Consider the following 16366-nt stretch of genomic DNA (forward strand, 5'->3'; position numbering starts at 1 on the left):
GGGCTTGCAGAAGGGGAGGGCAGTGGCGGGCTTTGGCCCGCCATAAAGTTTGCCTTCAAACGGTTGGAATGTCGTCCAGGTATTTTTCAGCGTCCAGCGCCGCCATGCAACCGGCCCCGGCAGACGTAACGGCCTGACGATAAACGTGGTCGGCCACGTCACCGGCGGCAAACACACCTGCAATCGCCGTAGCGGTGGCATCGCCTTCGCTGCCACCCTTGACCAGCAAATACCCGTCGCGCATTTCCAGTTGGCCCGTGAACAGGTCGGTGTTGGGTTTATGGCCGATGGCAATAAACACCCCGGCCAGCGGCAGTTCCTTGGTTTCGCCGGTGTGGCTGTCCCGCAGGCGCGCGCCGGTCACGCCGCTGGCATCGCCGAGCACTTCGTCCAGGTTCTGGTTCCAGTGCAGGCGGACGTTGCCGTTGGCAGCTTTTTCGAAGAGTTTGTCCTGGAGGATCTTCTCCGAGCGCAGCTTGTCGCGCCGATGGACCAGGTGGACTTCCTTGGCGATGTTCGACAGGTACAAGGCTTCCTCGACCGCCGTGTTGCCGCCGCCGACCACCGCAACTACCTGATTGCGATAGAAAAATCCATCACAGGTTGCGCACGCCGACACCCCTTTGCCGGCGAACGCTTCCTCCGACGGCAGTCCCAGGTATTGTGCGCTGGCGCCGGTGGCAATGATCAAGGCGTCGCAGGTATAGGTGCCGCCATCGCCAATCAGCTCGAACGGCCGTTGTTGCAACTTGGCGGTGTGGATGTGGTCGTAAACGATCTCGGTGGCAAAGCGTTCGGCGTGTTTTTGCATGCGATCCATCAGCACCGGTCCGGTCAGGCCTTCGACGTCGCCTGGCCAGTTATCCACTTCGACGGTGGTGGTGAGCTGGCCACCGGCCTGGATGCCGGTAATGACAACGGGCTTGAGGTTGGCGCGGGCGGCATAAACGGCCGCGCTGTAACCGGCGGGGCCGGAACCCAGGATAATCAGGCGTGAATGCTTCGCTTCGCTCATAAAAACACCTCATAAGCCTTTGTCACCAAAGAGAATGCATGCTCAAATTGAACAGCATGTCATTTGCTGTTGACTATGCTACACCCAAGGGTCTCAAGCATGGCGTCGTGCGTACAAACCCGTACAATGCCCTGCGTGTTACATATATTCAGTGCGCGCCATGTTTATAAAAACCGGGGCGCAGTGTTAAAAGTAGTCCCGGTAACGCGTGTTAACTTTTTTACCTGCCTGGATTGGGCAGTTTTTTCGCAGTTTTTATAGACATTCACCAGATGGACGCGCCATAGGCGCAGGAAAAGAAGCGTTTTGAAGAAATCCACCGCAGCACCTAAACCAGCCGTCGTACCGCTCTGGCGCCAGCACTTGCACTACCGACTCAAGGAAGGTGCGCTGATCGCCATCGGTGCCTTGTGCCTGTTCCTGATGATGGCCTTGTTGACCTATGGCAAGGATGATCCGGGCTGGAGTCATAACAGCAAGATCGACGATGTTCAGAACTTCGGCGGCCCGGCGGGCTCCTACAGCGCCGATATCCTGTTCATGGTGCTGGGTTACTTCGCCTACATCTTCCCGCTGCTACTGGCCATCAAGGCGTACCAGATCTTCCGCCAGCGCCACGAACCGTGGCAGTGGAGCGGCTGGCTGTTCTCCTGGCGCCTGATCGGCCTGGTGTTCCTGGTGCTGTCGGGTGCCGCGCTGGCCCATATCCATTTCCATGCTGCCACCGGTCTGCCGGCCGGTGCGGGCGGTGCGCTGGGGGAAAGCCTCGGTGAACTGGCCAGGAACGCCCTGAATATCCAGGGCAGCACGCTGTTGTTCATTGCCTTGTTCCTGTTCGGCCTGACCGTGTTTACCGACTTGTCGTGGTTCAAGGTGATGGACATCACCGGCAAGATCACCCTCGACCTGTTCGAACTGTTCCAGGGCGCCGCCAATCGCTGGTGGGCGGCCCGTACCGAGCGCAAACAGCTGGTGGCCCAGTTGCGTGAAGTCGATGATCGTATGGATGAAGTGGTCGCGCCGAGCGTCACCGACAAGCGCGAGCAGGCCAAGGTCAAGGAACGTCTGATCGAGCGTGAGCAAGCCCTGAGCAAGCACATGTCCGAGCGCGAGAAGCAGGTGCCGCCGGTGATTGCGCCCGCGCCGCCAAAGCCCGCCGCACCGAGCAAGCGCGTCGAAAAAGAGAAGCAGGCGCCGCTGTTCGTCGACAGTGCCGTGGAAGGTACCTTGCCGCCGATTTCGATTCTCGACCCGGCGGAAAAGAAACAGCTCAATTACTCGCCTGAATCCCTGGCTGCGGTTGGCCACTTGCTGGAAATCAAGCTCAAGGAATTCGGCGTCGAAGTCACGGTGGATTCGATTCACCCGGGCCCGGTGATTACCCGTTACGAGATCCAGCCGGCGGCCGGGGTCAAGGTCAGCCGTATTTCCAACCTGGCCAAAGACCTCGCGCGTTCCCTGGCCGTGACCAGTGTGCGCGTGGTGGAAGTGATTCCGGGCAAGACCACGGTCGGTATCGAGATTCCCAACGAAGACCGGCAGATCGTGCGCTTCTCCGAGGTGCTGTCGACCCCCGAGTACGACAACTTCAAGTCGCCGGTCACCCTGGCCCTGGGCCACGACATCGGTGGCAAGCCGGTCATCACTGACCTGGCGAAGATGCCGCATCTGCTGGTGGCCGGTACCACCGGTTCCGGTAAGTCGGTAGGTGTGAACGCGATGATCCTGTCGATCCTGTTCAAGTCCGGCCCGGAAGACGCCAAGCTGATCATGATCGACCCGAAAATGCTTGAACTGTCGATCTACGAAGGCATTCCGCACCTGCTGTGCCCGGTGGTCACTGACATGAAGGACGCCGCCAACGCCCTGCGCTGGAGCGTTGCCGAGATGGAGCGGCGCTACAAGCTGATGGCCAAGATGGGTGTGCGAAACCTGTCGGGCTTCAACGCCAAGGTCAAGGAAGCCCAGGACGCCGGCGAGCCGTTGAGCGATCCGCTGTACAAGCGCGAAAGCATCCACGACGAAGCGCCGCTGCTGAGCAAGCTGCCGACCATTGTGGTGGTGGTCGACGAATTCGCCGACATGATGATGATCGTCGGCAAGAAAGTTGAAGAACTGATCGCCCGTATCGCGCAAAAGGCGCGTGCGGCCGGTATCCATTTGATCCTGGCGACCCAGCGTCCTTCGGTGGACGTGATCACCGGTCTGATCAAGGCCAACATCCCGACCCGCATGGCGTTTCAGGTATCGAGCAAGATCGACTCCCGGACCATCATCGACCAGGGTGGCGCAGAACAACTGCTCGGCCACGGTGACATGCTCTACATGCCGCCGGGTACCAGCCTGCCGATTCGCGTTCACGGTGCTTTCGTGTCCGACGAAGAGGTGCACCGCGTGGTGGAAGCCTGGAAGCTGCGGGGCGCGCCGGAGTACAACGACGACATTCTCAATGGCGTCGAAGAGGCGGGCAGCGGCTTTGAAGGCAGCAGCGGTGGCGGCGACGGCGATGATCCAGAGGCCGACGCGCTGTACGACGAAGCGGTGCAGTTCGTGCTGGAAAGCCGTCGCGCCTCCATTTCCGCGGTACAGCGCAAGCTGAAGATCGGCTACAACCGCGCCGCGCGCATGATCGAAGCCATGGAAATGGCCGGGGTCGTGACGTCCATGAACACCAACGGTTCGCGTGAAGTCCTGGCCCCGGGCCCGGTGCGCGACTGACCCGAGTATGAAAAGGGTGGTGCCTTTGGCGCCGCCCGCACTCCCACGAATGTTATGAGGACTCCCATGCGTCTGATCCGCATGCTGTTGCTGCCGGTACTGGCCTTGACCACGCTCCAGGCTAACGCCGATGACAAGGACGTGGCACGCCTGACCCAACTGCTGGAAAAATCCCAGACCCTGACCGCACGCTTCTCGCAACTGACCCTCGATGGCACCGGCACCCGGTTACAGGAAACCGCCGGCGAGATGTCCCTGCAGCGTCCGGGCCTGTTCTACTGGCACACCGATGCGCCGGCCGAACAGACCATGATCTCCGATGGCAAGAAAGTCACCCTGTGGGACCCGGACCTGGAACAGGCCACCATCAAGAACCTCGACCAGCGCCTGACCCAGACCCCGGCCTTGCTGCTGTCCGGCGACGTGTCCAAGATCAGCCAGAGCTTCGACATCAGCGCCAAGGAAGCCGGCGGCGTGATCGACTTCACTCTCAAGCCGAAGACCAAGGACACCCTGTTCGACAGCCTGCGCCTGTCGTTCCGCAATGGACTGGTCAATGACATGCAATTGATCGACAGCGTCGGTCAGCGCACCAATATCCTGTTCACCGGGGTGAAGGCCAACGAACCGATCCCTGCGTCCAAGTTCAAGTTCGACATCCCTAAAGGCGCCGACGTCATTCAGGAATAAGACACATAACCTGTGGGAGCGAGCTTGTGTGGCGAGGGGGCTTGCCCCCGTTGGGTCGCGAAGCGGCCCCAAAACCTGCTATTGCGTTGTATCAGGCATACCGAATGCAGAGTTTTTACGACTGCTTCGCAGCCGGACGGGGGCAAGCCCCCTCGCCACAGGATGCTCGCCAGGCTTGAAACTGTGTGATAACCCGAGGTTTTAAACGTACGCCATGGACCTGTTTCGCAGCACCCCCATCGCCCAGCCTTTGGCCGCCCGCCTGCGTGCGGCCAATCTGGACGAGTACGTCGGTCAGGAGCACGTGCTCGCTCGCGGCAAGCCCTTGCGCGAAGCGCTGGAGCAGGGTGCCCTGCATTCGATGATTTTCTGGGGCCCACCCGGGGTCGGCAAAACCACCCTGGCGCGATTGCTCGCGGAAGTCTCGGATGCGCACTTCGAAACGGTCTCGGCGGTGCTGGCCGGGGTCAAGGAGATCCGTCAGTCGGTGGAAATCGCCAAGCAGCAGGCCGCGCAGTACGGTCGCCGCACCATCCTGTTCGTCGACGAAGTGCATCGATTCAACAAGTCCCAGCAGGATGCGTTCCTGCCCTATGTCGAAGACGGCACGCTGATTTTCATCGGCGCGACCACGGAAAACCCCTCGTTCGAACTCAACAACGCCTTGCTCTCCCGGGCGCGGGTCTATGTGCTCAAAAGTCTCGACGAAGCGGCCCTGCGCAAACTGGTGCACCGCGCGCTGACTGAAGAGCGTGGCCTGGGCAAGCGCAACCTGACCCTCAGCGACGAAGGCTTCCAGATGCTGCTGTCGGCCGCCGATGGCGATGGTCGGCGCCTGCTCAACCTGCTGGAAAACGCTTCGGACCTGGCGGAAGACAACAGCGAAATCGGTACCGAACTCCTGCAAAGCCTGCTTGGCGATACCCGTCGGCGGTTCGACAAGGGCGGCGAAGCGTTCTATGACCAGATTTCCGCGCTGCATAAATCGGTGCGCGGCTCCAACCCCGACGGCGCGCTGTACTGGTTTGCGCGGATGATCGACGGCGGTTGCGACCCCTTGTACCTGGCCCGGCGCGTGGTGCGCATGGCCAGCGAAGACATCGGCAATGCCGACCCGCGAGCCCTGAGCCTGTGCCTGGCTGCCTGGGAAGTGCAGGAGCGCCTCGGCAGCCCCGAAGGCGAGCTGGCGGTGGCCCAGGCCATCACTTATCTGGCTTGTGCGCCAAAGAGCAACGCGGTGTACATGGGCTTCAAGACCGCACTGCGTGCCGCCGCCGAGCACGGCTCGCTGGAAGTGCCACTGCACCTGCGCAACGCGCCGACCAAGCTGATGAAACAGCTGGGCTACGGCGATGAATACCGTTATGCCCACGATGAGCCGGACGCCTATGCCGCGGGCGAAGACTATTTTCCGGAAGAACTCGACCCGATCCCGTTCTATCAACCGGTCCCCCGTGGCCTGGAATTGAAGATTGGGGAAAAGCTCAACCACCTGGCGAAACTCGACCGTTTAAGCCCAAGGCAGCGGAGAAAATAGTGCTTCCCCTGATCGTTGCGGTTTCCGTCGGCGGGATGGCCGGCACTCTGTTGCGCTTTGCCACGGGCAACTGGATCAACGCGAATTGGCCGCGGCACTTCTATACCGCGACGCTGGCCGTTAATATCGTGGGCTGTTTGCTGATCGGCGTTCTATACGGTCTGTTTTTGATACGCCCGGAGGTGCCTTTTGAGATTCGCGCCGGGTTGATCGTTGGCTTCCTCGGGGGGCTGACAACTTTTTCATCCTTTTCACTGGATACGGTGCGCCTGCTGGAAAGCGGGCAAGTGCCGCTGGCCCTGGGCTATGCGGCGCTCAGCGTATTCGGCGGGCTGCTTGCCACCTGGGCCGGCCTGTCCTTGACCAAACTTTGATAAACGAGAAACCGACATGCTCGATTCCAAACTGTTACGTAGCAACCTTCAGGACGTAGCGGACCGCCTGGCATCCCGTGGCTATACCCTGGATGTTGCGCGCATCGAAGCGCTGGAAGAACAGCGCAAGACCGTCCAGACCCGCACCGAAGCACTGCAGGCTGAACGTAATGCGCGTTCCAAATCCATCGGTCAGGCCAAGCAGCGCGGCGAAGACATCGCGCCGTTGATGGCGGACGTCGAGCGCATGGCAGGCGAATTGAGCGCCGGTAAAGTCGAACTGGACGCGATCCAGACCGATCTGGACTCGATCCTGCTGGGTATCCCCAACCTGCCGCATGAATCGGTACCGGTTGGCGAAGACGAAGACGGCAACGTCGAAGTGCGCCGCTGGGGCACCCCGGCTGCCTTCGATTTCCCGGTTCAGGACCACGTGGCCCTGGGCGAGAAGTTCGGCTGGCTGGACTTCGAAACCGCCGCCAAGCTGTCCGGCGCCCGTTTCGCCCTGCTGCGCGGCCCGATTGCCCGTCTGCACCGCGCCCTGGCGCAGTTCATGATCAACCTGCACGTCACCGAGCACGGCTACGAAGAGGCCTACACGCCTTATCTGGTCCAGGCCCCGGCGCTGCAAGGCACTGGCCAGCTGCCGAAGTTCGAAGAAGACCTGTTCAAGATCGCGCGCGAAGGCGAAGCCGACCTGTACCTGATCCCGACCGCCGAAGTGTCGCTGACCAACATCGTCGCTGGCGAAATCGTCGACTCGAAACTGCTGCCGATCAAGTTCGTCGCCCACACCCCGTGCTTCCGCAGCGAAGCCGGCGCATCGGGTCGCGACACCCGCGGCATGATCCGCCAGCACCAGTTCGACAAAGTCGAGATGGTGCAGATCGTCGAGCCGTCGCAGTCGATGGAAGCGCTGGAAGGCCTGACCGCCAACGCCGAGAAAGTCCTGCAACTGCTGGAACTGCCTTACCGCACCCTGGCGCTGTGCACCGGCGACATGGGCTTCAGCGCGGTCAAGACCTACGACCTGGAAGTTTGGATCCCGAGCCAGGACAAATACCGCGAAATCTCGTCGTGCTCCAACTGTGGCGACTTCCAGGCCCGTCGCATGCAAGCGCGTTTCCGCAACCCGGAAACCGGCAAGCCGGAACTGGTACACACCCTGAACGGCTCCGGTCTTGCAGTCGGCCGTACCCTGGTGGCGGTGCTGGAGAACTATCAGCAGGCCGACGGTTCGATCCGTGTGCCTGAGGTCCTCAAGCCGTACATGGGTGGCCTCGAGGTCATCGGCTAAATGAACTATCTGCCGCTGTTCCATAACCTTCGCGGCAGTCGTGTGTTGGTCGTCGGTGGGGGGGAGATTGCCTTGCGCAAATCCCGCCTGCTGGCCGACGCCGGTGCGCTGCTGCGGGTGGTTGCACCTGAAATCGAAGCGCAACTGCGCGAACTGGTTGCCGGCAGCGGTGGCGAGTGCCTGCTACGTGGCTACGCCGAGGCGGATCTGGACGGTTGCGGGCTGATCATTGCCGCCACCGACGACGAAACGCTGAACGCCCAAGTCTCCGCCGATGCCCATCGGCGTTGCGTGCCAGTCAACGTGGTGGACGCGCCAGCCCTGTGCAGCGTGATCTTCCCGGCCATCGTCGACCGTTCTCCGTTGATCATTGCAGTGTCCAGCGGCGGCGATGCGCCGGTGCTGGCGCGTTTGATCCGCGCCAAGATCGAAACCTGGATTCCTTCCACCTACGGTCACCTGGCCGGGCTGGCGGCGCGATTCCGTCATCAGGTCAAAGGCCTGTTTCCGGATGTGCAGCAGCGTCGGGCGTTCTGGGAAGATGTTTTCCAGGGACCGATTGCCGACCGGCAACTGGCCGGTCAGGGCGGTGAAGCCGAGCGCTTGCTCCAGGCGAAAATCGATGGCGAAGCACCAGTGGCGACCGGTGAGGTCTATCTGGTGGGCGCAGGGCCAGGTGATCCCGATCTGTTGACGTTCAAGGCATTGCGTCTGATGCAGCAAGCCGACGTGGTGCTGTACGACCGTTTGGTCGCTCCGGCGATTCTCGAACTGTGCCGTCGCGACGCCGAGCGGGTTTACGTCGGCAAGCGCCGTGCCGATCACGCAGTGCCGCAGGATCAGATCAACCAGCAATTGGTGGACCTGGCCAAGCAAGGCAAGCGCGTGGTGCGATTGAAGGGCGGCGATCCGTTCATCTTCGGTCGCGGCGGTGAGGAGATCGAAGAACTGGCGGCCCATGGCATCCCGTTCCAGGTCGTGCCGGGGATCACGGCGGCCAGCGGTTGCGCGGCCTATGCCGGGATTCCGCTGACCCATCGCGATTATGCGCAGTCGGTGCGTTTCATCACCGGCCACCTCAAGGACGGCTCCAGCGATTTGCCATGGGCCGATCTGGTGGCCCCGGCGCAAACCCTGGTGTTCTACATGGGCCTGGTGGGCTTGCCGATCATCTGCGAACAGTTGATCAAGCATGGTCGCGCCTCCGATACCCCGGCGGCACTGATCCAGCAGGGCACCACGGTCAACCAGCGGGTATTTACCGGCACCTTGGCGGACCTGCCACGCCTGGTGGCAGAGCATGAAGTGCATGCGCCGACCTTGGTGATCGTCGGTGAAGTGGTGCAACTGCGCGAGAAACTGGCGTGGTTCGAAGGGGCTCAGGGGCAGGTCTGATTACTGCATTGGCTGTTACAAAAAGATCGCAGCCTTCGGCAGCTCCTACAGGGGTAAGGTGTACACCCTGTAGGAGCTGCCGAAGGCTGCGATCTTTTGCTTTTTAACGCTTTTTCCAAACCCCTTTCCCGCTCAACCGCTCCCGATCATGGGCCGCGGTGAAGTCCTGTGCCGGGCCTTTCGGTACCACACCCGTCGGGTTGATAGTGCGGTGGCTAGCGTAGTAGTGGTTCTTGATGTGGCTGAAGTCCACCGTCTCGGCAATCCCCGGCAACTGATAAATCTCCCGCAGCCAGTTCGACAGGTTCGGATAGTCGGCAATCCGCCGCAGGTTGCACTTGAAGTGCCCGTAGTACACCGCATCGAAGCGAATCAGCGTGGTGAACAGGCGGATGTCCGCTTCGGTCAGGTATTCGCCAGCCAGATAGCGGTTGGCGCCCAGCAGCAACTCCAGGCGGTCCAGTTCGGCAAACACCTCATCGAAGGCTTGTTCATAAGCCAGTTGCGAGGTGGCAAAGCCGGCGCGGTACACGCCATTGTTCACTGCCGGATAAATCCGCTCGTTCAGCGCATCGATCTCACCGCGTAGCGGCGCCGGGTAGAAGTCCAGGTCGTTACCAGTCAGATCGTCGAAGGCGCCATTGAACATGCGGATGATTTCCGATGATTCATTGTTGACGATGCGCTTCAGTTTTTTGTCCCACAGCACCGGTACGGTGACGCGGCCGGTGTAGTCGGCGGTGTCGGCGGTGTAGCGCTGGTGCATGAAGTCGAAGTGATCGAGCCTGTCGCCGGTCGAACCGAGGGTCTGGTCGAAGGTCCAGCCGTTTTCCAGCATCAACCAGCTGACAACCGAGACGTCGATCAGCTTTTCGAGGCCTTTGAGTTTGCGCAGGATCAGCGTGCGATGGGCCCACGGACAGGCCAGGGACACGTACAGGTGATAGCGCCCGGGCTCGGCCGCAAATCCGCCGACACCGGTCGGTCCCGGCTTGCCGTCAGCGGTCAACCAATTGCGACGCTGCGCCTGTTCACGCTGGAACGCGCCGTCCTTGCTGCTTTCGTACCACTTGTCCTGCCAGCGGCCATCCACTAACAAACCCATGTTCAAGACTCCCTAAACCCATAATCGATGGAGTCGAGTCTATTCCGATGAGTTCGAACAAAAAGCGCAAAGATCGGGCGTAAATGATCGATTAAATCGATTTATCCCGCGCAGCCCAGTATTTTTCAGCGATTTCGAAGGCCTGTTCACGGCTCTGTCCCAAGCCGCGCAGGGCCAGGGCCATGGTCGAGATCAGGGCCATTTGCGGGTAGCTGTCGACCACATCGCCACGCCAGACCGCTTTCAAATGTTCAGGCTCAAGCGAGGCAGGTTTGACGTGACGCTGCGCCGACAACTGCGGCCATTCCTCGTCCCAGCTCTCGCCGCCGGTGGTGCCATACAGGTGGCTGTCGGCGTCCGGGTTGATCTCGATCTCGCCGCCATCGCCTTTGACGACGATGGCGGTGTCACCCAGCAGGCCGCTGGCATCGCGATGCACCGCCTGATAGCCCGGGTGGAAAATGCTCTGCAGGCCGCATCGGGCGCCCAGCGGATTGAGAATCCGCGCCAGGGAGTGGATCGGCGAGCGCAGGCCCAGGGTGTTGCGCAGGTCGATCATGCGTTGCAGCTGTGGCGCCCAGTCCATCAATGGCATGAAGGCAAGGCCGCCGTTATCCAGCGCCGAACCCACCTGTTGCCAATTGCGGCACAGCGGGATGTTCAATTCGCCCAGCAGTTGCTCGCTGTACAGGCGACCGGCCGTGTGGGCGCCGCCGCCGTGCATGAAAATCCGCACGCCGTTTTGCGCCAGGCACTTGGCTGCCAGCAGATACCACGGCAGATGGCGTTTCTTGCCGGCATAGGTCGGCCAGTCCAGATCCACCGCCAGCGCTGGAGGACCCAGGCGTTCGCGCAAGGCTTCGGTGAAGCCCGCCATTTCTTCCGCGCTTTCTTCCTTGTGCCGCAACAGCATCAGGAATGCGCCGAGCTGGGTTTCCTCGACCTTTTCATCGAGCACCATGCCCATGGCTTCGCGGGCTTCGACCCGGGTCAAATCGCGGGCGCCGCGCTTGCCTTTGCCAAGGATCCGCACGAACTGGGCGAACGGATGCTCGGCGGGTGTTTCGAGTGTCAGTGCTGGGTAATCGGTCATAAGCAATTCGTCGGTTTGGGCAGGCCCGCCAGTTTCGCGGCGAGTTTGGCGGGAGTGCCTTTGAACAGTCGGTTCAGGTTTAGGCTGTTGCCTTTTTCCGGGCCGAGTTTCAGGGCGGTGTACTTGATCAACGGGCGGGTGGCCGGTGACAACTGGAATTCGGCGTAGAAACTGCGCAGCAGTTCGAGGACTTCCCAGTGTTCGGGCGTCAACTCGATGTCTTCGGCAGCCGCCAGGGCACTGGCCACCTCGGCGGACCAGTCACTCAGTTCGACCAGGAAACCGTCCTTGTCCAGTTCGATGGCGCGGGCGCCGACCGTCAATGCATTCATAGCCAGCTGTTGACCTTGTCGTAGCGAATCGACAGTTCGACGAACGCCGGGTAATCGATGGCTTTGGCCCAGTCTGGAACCGCAAGCGCCCGGGCCTGGGCATCTTCGGTCAGCACGAACAGTTTCAGGCCACGTGCGCTGAGCGCCATGAACGGCGCAGTGCCTGGCTGCAACGCATAGGCCGCATCACCGGACAATAGCAACCCGTCGCTGGCGCCGATCACACGCAGGCAACTGGTCAGGCGTTCGTCGCCGAACGGGGAATGAGACAACACATGCAAGGTCGACATCAGAGGGTGATCACCTGGTCGTAACGGTCAATGAGGGCGGTGATTTCGTGGGCGGCCACCACCTGGGCTTCTTCCAGCGACAGGCCGCTCGGGTCCAGGCCGCGCTGGGTGATACTGTCGCCGCAGGCAAACAGCTCCTCGACACCGAACATCGGCAGGGCTTGCAGGTTGGCGCTCAGGTCTTTTTGTTGCAGGGCCTTGGCGTTCTGACCGGCGGCCAACTGGAACACGCCGTCATCGAGAAACAACAGGCCGATCGGCAGATCGAAGGCGCCCCCGGCCAGCACGATATCCAGCGCTTCCCGCGCGCCAGGGCCGGACCATGGCGACTGGCGGCTGATGATCAATATGGATTTGGCCATGTCATGCGCCTCCGAAACAGATCAGACGGTCGGCATCCTGCGCGGCGTCATGCAATTGGCCGAGGCCGGACAATTCCCACGGCGCACCGACGGCAACCGCCTCGCGCTGATAGCGCTTGGCTTCTTCTTCATTCAACACGCCACGACGCAGCGCGGCGGCGATGCACACCACGCCATCGAGTTGATGGTCGCTGACAAAGGCGCGCCATTGCCTGGGCAAGTCCAATTCATCCTGGGGCGTGACCACGCTGGCGGACGCGTTGTAGACGCCGTCCTGATAGAAAAACAACCGGACAATCTCGTGCCCGCTGGCCAGCGCGGCCTGGGCGAACAGCAAGGCGCGGCGCGAGGAGGGCGCATGGGCGGCGGAAAATACGGCGATGGCGAACTTCATGACAGACTCGATCAGCGAAACTGCGGCCATGATAAAGCTTTATCGGCGGGCCGGCTAAAGTGATGTTGTCCGGGCGGCCTCACAGTCAACACCAGCCTCAGCGCGGCATATACCCCAACTGCCAGCGCCGCGGGATCTTCAGCGACAACACCCCGAGCCCGGCAGCCAGCAGGCCGCTGGCAAACAACGCCTTGAGCCCCAGGTGGTGTTCCAGCACGGCACCGAGTACCGCGCCGACGAACATGCCGGTCCAGGGGATCAGTTGTACGCGCCAGCCGCTACGGCGCTCGCCTAGCATCCAGCGGCCCAGTCCGCGGCCGAAGCGCGAAAGGGCACCGGTGACGTAAGTCAGGCCTACTGGCAGGCCGTTCACTTCTTCCACTGCGGAGTTGAGCATGCCCATTGCGATGATCGCCGCCAGCAGGGCCGGAAGTTGCGCGTCATAGGGCCAGGCTGCGGCGGTGCACAGCAGTGTGGCGATGCACAACAACAAAGGCAGGGCCCGGCGTCTGCCTAGCCGGCTGACGATAATGCCCAGCGCGTTGCCGACGATGAAAGTGGCGACGAGGATCACCAGGCGCAGGGTCAACCCAAGGTCGCCAGTACTGATGGCGACAGCCATCCGGGTGGTATTGCCGCTCATGAACGAGACGAAGTCGCCGCTGGCCATGAAGCCGATGGCGTCGGTCATGCCGGCGAGTACCGAGAGCATGGCCACCAGGCTCAGGCCTATGCGCCCGCGCCATTTCTGCGTGTGCAAGTGTCCGGGGCTGGCGTGGGGCCTGGCGGTGTTGGGCAGCATCGGCGACGGCATCCTTGAACAGTGCTTAGGGTTTGATCCCATTCAACTCGCAATATTCCAGCCAGTCCATGCCGGCCATTTCCGCCACTTCCCGATGCACTTCCAGGCGCTGCGCTTCGTAGTCCTGGGGTGTGGCGGTAGTTAACTGCAACGTCAGTTCCCAGGCGAACAACTGCTGGCGTTCGGCTTCAGCTTCAAACGCTTCGTGCAGCCGCTCCTCGCGATACTGAGCCGCCGTTTCACCCTTGGCCTGAGCCAACAGCGGGTTGAGGTGGTCGAGTTCTTCGCGCAACTCGGGGCGCGCATCGAGAAACTTCTTGAGTGCTTGCTCATGCTGCAGTTCGGTTGCCGCCATGGTCGCTCCTTGAGAACGGATTACGAGGATTGCTTCTTGCCGGCCTTCGCCGCTGCCGCCAGGCATTCGAGGGCAAACTGTTCGGTGTAGGTCATCTGGATCGGCGTGGTTTCGCCTTTGACGGTTCTTTCGCCGTCGAGGATGTAACGAATCCGCTTGTCGGTGACGCCGATTCGCTTGGCAATCCAGGACGGCGTCTGACCGATCTGGCTGATCAGCTTGTCGGCATATTCAGTGCTCGGTTTGTAGAACTCGGCATTAGGTGTCATCAGGTTTCCAGTCAGGGTGCGATGCAGCGTTATTGGCGCGACAGGGTGCGCGAATCGTTGCGCGCTGTCGCGGTATAAATGCAGTAAAGCAGAACGATACGGGCTGCCGGGGTGATAAAGTCCGCTTTTTCCCGATGAGTGAATGCAATGCGAATTCTGATGGTGGCGCTGGCCGTGACGTTGCTGGCGGGATGCGCCGGCTCGGCAATGAACGACGCCCGCACCAAGGCCCCGTACAAGACCCTGAACTCGGAAAAACCGGGAAAAGACGTCGCCCAGTGCGTGCAGTTTTCCTGGCAGGACGAGGCCGTGTTCGGCGTTGATGCCGCTGCGTATCTGCAACCGGGGGAGAAGGGCGGCACGACCGTTTACACCCGTTCGGCGGAGTACTTCGTCGACGTGACCACCGATGCCTCGGGCACGGTGTTGAGCTACTACGCACAGAAGGACGACTTCGTGGCCAAGCGCCGGTTGGCGGCGTTGGCGACTTGCCTCTGATCTGATGGCTTGTTGCATTACCCCTGTGGGAGCGAGCCTGCTCGCGATAGCGGTTGGTCAGTCGACATCAATGTTGAATGACAGTCCGTCATCGCGAGCAGGCTCGCTCCTACATTGGTTTTGTGTCGAGTCAGTAATTCAGGCGCTTCTGGAAGAAGAAGTGCTTGTGGCCCGGCGGGTAGTCGGCAATGTGCCCGATTTCGCTGTAGCCGCATTTCCTGTAGAACTCCGGTGCCTGGAATTCGAAGGTGTCGAGCCACAGTCCGACGCAGTGCCGTTCCCGCGCCAGGTCTTCGACCATCTGCATCAATTTCGAACCCAGGCCCTGTCCCCGGGCCTGTTCCGGCACCACCAGCAAGTCGATGTACAGCCATTGGTAAAACAATCGGCCATGCAGGCCGCCGAGGATCTCGTCGTTGTCGTCGCGCACCAGCAAGGCGATGTGCTCAGGCACGTTACCTTCGGCCTTCGAGCCGTTGTAGGCGCGCAGCGGTTTGAGGATGGCCTGGCGTTGTTCTTCCGTGGGGTTTGGCGACAGTTCGATACGCAGGTTCATGGCTATATCCTTATGGCATTGAAGCCGCAGCCTATCCCGGTTGCAGCGATTGTTCCATCCCCGGAAAAGTTGAACCGTCGTCGACGCGCAGCTTGCTAGAGGGGGGGTAAGCGCTGTGCGTTTTCACTTAACATGTGGACCCTCAGACAAATAACAGGACGCGTTGTCATGTCGAATACCGCCGAGCGGGTCAACATCCTTGAGTCTCAGGTGTTGTCCCACGACTGGTACCTGCTCAAGAAAATCACCTTCGATTACCAACGCAACAATGGCGAGTGGCAACGCCAGGTCCGGGAGGTCTACGACCGTGGCAATGGCGCGGCGATTCTCTTGTACAACCGCGAAAAGAAAACCGTGGTACTGACCCGGCAATTTCGCCTGCCGGTGTTCGTCAACGGTCACGACGGGCTGTTGATCGAAGTGGCGGCGGGACTGCTGGAAGGCGCGGCGCCTGAAGACCGCATCCGCGATGAAGCGGAGGAAGAGACGGGGTATCGCGTGCACCATGTGCAGAAGGTGTTCGAGGCGTACATGAGCCCCGGTTCGGTGACGGAAAAACTGCACTTCTTCATTGCCGAATACGACGCGAAGTCGAAAGTCAGCGACGGTGGCGGGCTGGAGGCGGAAACCGAAGAGCTGGAAGTGCTGGAGTGGGCGTTCGACGACGCGCTCGAAGCGTTTTATCGCGGCGAAATCTGCGACGCCAAGACCATCATGCTGTTGCAGTATGCGGCGATGAAAAACCTCTTCGCCCAAGCATGATCAAAAGCCTGGCAGGCGTGCCGTGCCGGGCCATTGCCCACCCTCCAGCGTCAGCAACAGCTCCTTCGCCTCAAGCCCACCGGCAAACCCGGTCAACTTCCCCGACGCGCCAATCACCCGATGACAGGGCGCGATAATCGAAATCGGGTTCTTGCCATTCGCCGCACCCACCGCCCTGACCGCCGCCGGGTTGCCGATCTGTTCGGCGATCTGGCTGTAGCTGCGGGTCTCGCCGAACGGGATGGTCAGCAGCGCCGCCCAGACCTTCTTCTGGAATTGCGTGCCGGCAAAATCCAGATCCAGTTCGAAGCGATCGCGGGTGCCGGAAAAATATTCGCGTAACTGCGCAGCCGTGCGCACCAGGATCGGATTGTCCGGCGCTTCGCTCATCGGCCCCAGGCGCACCCGGCCGGGCTTGTCGTTTTCCCAGAGGATGGCCGCCAGTCGTGAACCGTTCGCGACCAGCTTCAACGGGCCCACGGGTGAAGCCACGGTGATGCAGGTATAGGTCATGCCAGGGCT

Annotated in this window: 20 protein-coding genes; 8 read left to right on the forward strand and 12 right to left on the reverse strand. The window is 61.2% G+C overall.

Annotation, left to right across the window (positions count from 1 at the left end; all coding sequences use genetic code 11):
- Nucleotides 1–55 precede the first annotated feature (55 nt).
- A complete protein-coding gene (trxB, locus tag AABM52_RS10695; RefSeq protein WP_347911709.1) occupies nt 56–1015 on the reverse strand; it encodes a thioredoxin-disulfide reductase in 960 nt (319 codons plus the stop codon).
- A 306-nt stretch (nt 1016–1321) separates the two neighbouring features.
- Here trxB and AABM52_RS10700 point away from each other — a divergent pair, with 306 nt between their 5' ends.
- The 6 genes from AABM52_RS10700 to cysG all read left to right on the forward strand — a co-directional run bounded on the left by AABM52_RS10700 (nt 1322) and on the right by cysG (nt 9026).
- A complete protein-coding gene (locus tag AABM52_RS10700; protein ID WP_347911710.1) occupies nt 1322–3733 on the forward strand; it encodes a DNA translocase FtsK 4TM domain-containing protein in 2412 nt (803 codons plus the stop codon).
- 66 nt (nt 3734–3799) lie between these two features.
- Nucleotides 3800–4423, forward strand: a complete 624-nt coding sequence (lolA, locus tag AABM52_RS10705; protein ID WP_347911711.1) for an outer membrane lipoprotein chaperone LolA — start codon at nt 3800–3802, stop codon at nt 4421–4423.
- 214 nt (nt 4424–4637) lie between these two features.
- Nucleotides 4638–5960 carry a replication-associated recombination protein A gene (locus tag AABM52_RS10710; RefSeq protein WP_095943730.1) on the forward strand — a complete coding sequence of 441 codons (1323 nt, stop codon included), beginning with the start codon at nt 4638–4640 and terminating at the stop codon, nt 5958–5960.
- Nucleotides 5960–6334, forward strand: coding sequence for a fluoride efflux transporter CrcB (crcB, locus tag AABM52_RS10715; protein ID WP_347911712.1), 375 nt, complete (start codon nt 5960–5962; stop codon nt 6332–6334). The genes AABM52_RS10710 and crcB overlap by 1 nt, the downstream gene beginning before the upstream one ends.
- Before the next feature lie 16 nt (nt 6335–6350).
- Nucleotides 6351–7631: a serine--tRNA ligase gene (serS, locus tag AABM52_RS10720; protein ID WP_347911713.1), complete on the forward strand. Its 1281-nt coding sequence runs from the start codon at nt 6351–6353 to the stop codon at nt 7629–7631.
- Nucleotides 7632–9026 carry a siroheme synthase CysG gene (gene cysG / locus AABM52_RS10725; RefSeq protein WP_347911714.1) on the forward strand — a complete coding sequence of 465 codons (1395 nt, stop codon included), beginning with the start codon at nt 7632–7634 and terminating at the stop codon, nt 9024–9026.
- Nucleotides 9027–9129: 103 nt separating this feature from the next.
- On the opposite strand, the gene AABM52_RS10730 is transcribed toward cysG, so the two are convergent.
- The 9 genes from AABM52_RS10730 to AABM52_RS10770 all read right to left on the reverse strand — a co-directional run bounded on the left by AABM52_RS10730 (nt 9130) and on the right by AABM52_RS10770 (nt 14028).
- Nucleotides 9130–10131 (reverse strand): glutathione S-transferase family protein, encoded by a 1002-nt coding sequence (locus AABM52_RS10730; protein WP_347911715.1) that lies wholly within the window; start codon nt 10129–10131, stop codon nt 9130–9132.
- 91 nt (nt 10132–10222) lie between these two features.
- Nucleotides 10223–11224: a glycosyl transferase family protein gene (locus AABM52_RS10735; RefSeq protein ID WP_347911716.1), complete on the reverse strand. Its 1002-nt coding sequence runs from the start codon at nt 11222–11224 to the stop codon at nt 10223–10225.
- The gene (locus AABM52_RS10740) at nt 11221–11556 is read right to left on the reverse strand and encodes a TusE/DsrC/DsvC family sulfur relay protein (protein WP_347911717.1); all 336 of its coding nucleotides are present in this window, start codon (nt 11554–11556) and stop codon (nt 11221–11223) included. Before AABM52_RS10740 ends, AABM52_RS10735 begins: the two co-directional genes overlap by 4 nt.
- Nucleotides 11553–11846: a sulfurtransferase complex subunit TusB gene (tusB, locus tag AABM52_RS10745; protein WP_347911718.1), complete on the reverse strand. Its 294-nt coding sequence runs from the start codon at nt 11844–11846 to the stop codon at nt 11553–11555. Before tusB ends, AABM52_RS10740 begins: the two co-directional genes overlap by 4 nt.
- Complete coding sequence (tusC, locus tag AABM52_RS10750; RefSeq protein WP_347911719.1) at nt 11846–12208, reverse strand: sulfurtransferase complex subunit TusC; 363 nt, start codon at nt 12206–12208, stop codon at nt 11846–11848. Before tusC ends, tusB begins: the two co-directional genes overlap by 1 nt.
- A gap of 1 nt (nt 12209) precedes the next feature.
- Entirely contained in the window at nt 12210–12602 is a 393-nt protein-coding gene (tusD, locus tag AABM52_RS10755) for a sulfurtransferase complex subunit TusD (RefSeq protein ID WP_347912609.1), read from the reverse strand.
- 97 nt (nt 12603–12699) lie between these two features.
- Nucleotides 12700–13404, reverse strand: coding sequence for a YoaK family protein (locus AABM52_RS10760; RefSeq protein ID WP_347911720.1), 705 nt, complete (start codon nt 13402–13404; stop codon nt 12700–12702).
- 25 nt (nt 13405–13429) lie between these two features.
- A complete protein-coding gene (locus AABM52_RS10765; RefSeq protein WP_347911722.1) occupies nt 13430–13759 on the reverse strand; it encodes a DUF6388 family protein in 330 nt (109 codons plus the stop codon).
- Nucleotides 13760–13779: 20 nt separating this feature from the next.
- A complete protein-coding gene (locus tag AABM52_RS10770) occupies nt 13780–14028 on the reverse strand; it encodes a hypothetical protein (RefSeq protein ID WP_008049352.1) in 249 nt (82 codons plus the stop codon).
- Between the two features lie 147 nt (nt 14029–14175).
- On the opposite strand from AABM52_RS10770, the gene AABM52_RS10775 reads away from it, so the two are divergent.
- On the forward strand, nt 14176–14526 hold the full coding sequence (locus AABM52_RS10775) for a hypothetical protein (RefSeq protein ID WP_347911723.1): 351 nt from the start codon (nt 14176–14178) through the stop codon (nt 14524–14526).
- 130 nt (nt 14527–14656) lie between these two features.
- Here AABM52_RS10775 and AABM52_RS10780 read toward each other — a convergent pair whose 3' ends face one another.
- Nucleotides 14657–15082 carry a GNAT family N-acetyltransferase gene (locus AABM52_RS10780; protein ID WP_347911725.1) on the reverse strand — a complete coding sequence of 142 codons (426 nt, stop codon included), beginning with the start codon at nt 15080–15082 and terminating at the stop codon, nt 14657–14659.
- A 168-nt stretch (nt 15083–15250) separates the two neighbouring features.
- On the opposite strand from AABM52_RS10780, the gene AABM52_RS10785 reads away from it, so the two are divergent.
- Nucleotides 15251–15844: an NUDIX domain-containing protein gene (locus AABM52_RS10785; RefSeq protein ID WP_347911727.1), complete on the forward strand. Its 594-nt coding sequence runs from the start codon at nt 15251–15253 to the stop codon at nt 15842–15844.
- Here the strand turns inward: AABM52_RS10785 and AABM52_RS10790 are convergent, their stop codons facing one another.
- A complete protein-coding gene (locus AABM52_RS10790; RefSeq protein ID WP_347911729.1) occupies nt 15845–16357 on the reverse strand; it encodes a methylated-DNA--[protein]-cysteine S-methyltransferase in 513 nt (170 codons plus the stop codon).
- Nucleotides 16358–16366: the final 9 nt, after the last annotated feature.

It is taken from the genome of Pseudomonas grandcourensis (genome assembly GCF_039909015.1).
GTDB lineage: Bacteria > Pseudomonadota > Gammaproteobacteria > Pseudomonadales > Pseudomonadaceae > Aquipseudomonas > Aquipseudomonas grandcourensis.

What these genes read in the sequence shown, in the direction of transcription:
- trxB (WP_347911709.1), bottom strand. Translation starts at nt 1,015, where the DNA reads ATGAGCGAAGCGAAGCATTCACGCCTGATTATCCTGGGTTCCGGCCCC.
- lolA (WP_347911711.1), top strand. Translation starts at nt 3,800, where the DNA reads ATGCGTCTGATCCGCATGCTGTTGCTGCCGGTACTGGCCTTGACCACG.
- AABM52_RS10710 (WP_095943730.1), top strand. Translation starts at nt 4,638, where the DNA reads ATGGACCTGTTTCGCAGCACCCCCATCGCCCAGCCTTTGGCCGCCCGC.
- serS (WP_347911713.1), top strand. Translation starts at nt 6,351, where the DNA reads ATGCTCGATTCCAAACTGTTACGTAGCAACCTTCAGGACGTAGCGGAC.
- cysG (WP_347911714.1), top strand. Translation starts at nt 7,632, where the DNA reads ATGAACTATCTGCCGCTGTTCCATAACCTTCGCGGCAGTCGTGTGTTG.
- AABM52_RS10730 (WP_347911715.1), bottom strand. Translation starts at nt 10,131, where the DNA reads ATGGGTTTGTTAGTGGATGGCCGCTGGCAGGACAAGTGGTACGAAAGC.
- AABM52_RS10735 (WP_347911716.1), bottom strand. Translation starts at nt 11,224, where the DNA reads ATGACCGATTACCCAGCACTGACACTCGAAACACCCGCCGAGCATCCG.
- AABM52_RS10740 (WP_347911717.1), bottom strand. Translation starts at nt 11,556, where the DNA reads ATGAATGCATTGACGGTCGGCGCCCGCGCCATCGAACTGGACAAGGAC.
- tusB (WP_347911718.1), bottom strand. Translation starts at nt 11,846, where the DNA reads ATGTCGACCTTGCATGTGTTGTCTCATTCCCCGTTCGGCGACGAACGC.
- tusC (WP_347911719.1), bottom strand. Translation starts at nt 12,208, where the DNA reads ATGGCCAAATCCATATTGATCATCAGCCGCCAGTCGCCATGGTCCGGC.
- tusD (WP_347912609.1), bottom strand. Translation starts at nt 12,602, where the DNA reads ATGAAGTTCGCCATCGCCGTATTTTCCGCCGCCCATGCGCCCTCCTCG.
- AABM52_RS10760 (WP_347911720.1), bottom strand. Translation starts at nt 13,404, where the DNA reads ATGCTGCCCAACACCGCCAGGCCCCACGCCAGCCCCGGACACTTGCAC.
- AABM52_RS10765 (WP_347911722.1), bottom strand. Translation starts at nt 13,759, where the DNA reads ATGGCGGCAACCGAACTGCAGCATGAGCAAGCACTCAAGAAGTTTCTC.
- AABM52_RS10770 (WP_008049352.1), bottom strand. Translation starts at nt 14,028, where the DNA reads ATGACACCTAATGCCGAGTTCTACAAACCGAGCACTGAATATGCCGAC.
- AABM52_RS10775 (WP_347911723.1), top strand. Translation starts at nt 14,176, where the DNA reads ATGCGAATTCTGATGGTGGCGCTGGCCGTGACGTTGCTGGCGGGATGC.
- AABM52_RS10780 (WP_347911725.1), bottom strand. Translation starts at nt 15,082, where the DNA reads ATGAACCTGCGTATCGAACTGTCGCCAAACCCCACGGAAGAACAACGC.
- AABM52_RS10785 (WP_347911727.1), top strand. Translation starts at nt 15,251, where the DNA reads ATGTCGAATACCGCCGAGCGGGTCAACATCCTTGAGTCTCAGGTGTTG.
- AABM52_RS10790 (WP_347911729.1), bottom strand. Translation starts at nt 16,357, where the DNA reads ATGACCTATACCTGCATCACCGTGGCTTCACCCGTGGGCCCGTTGAAG.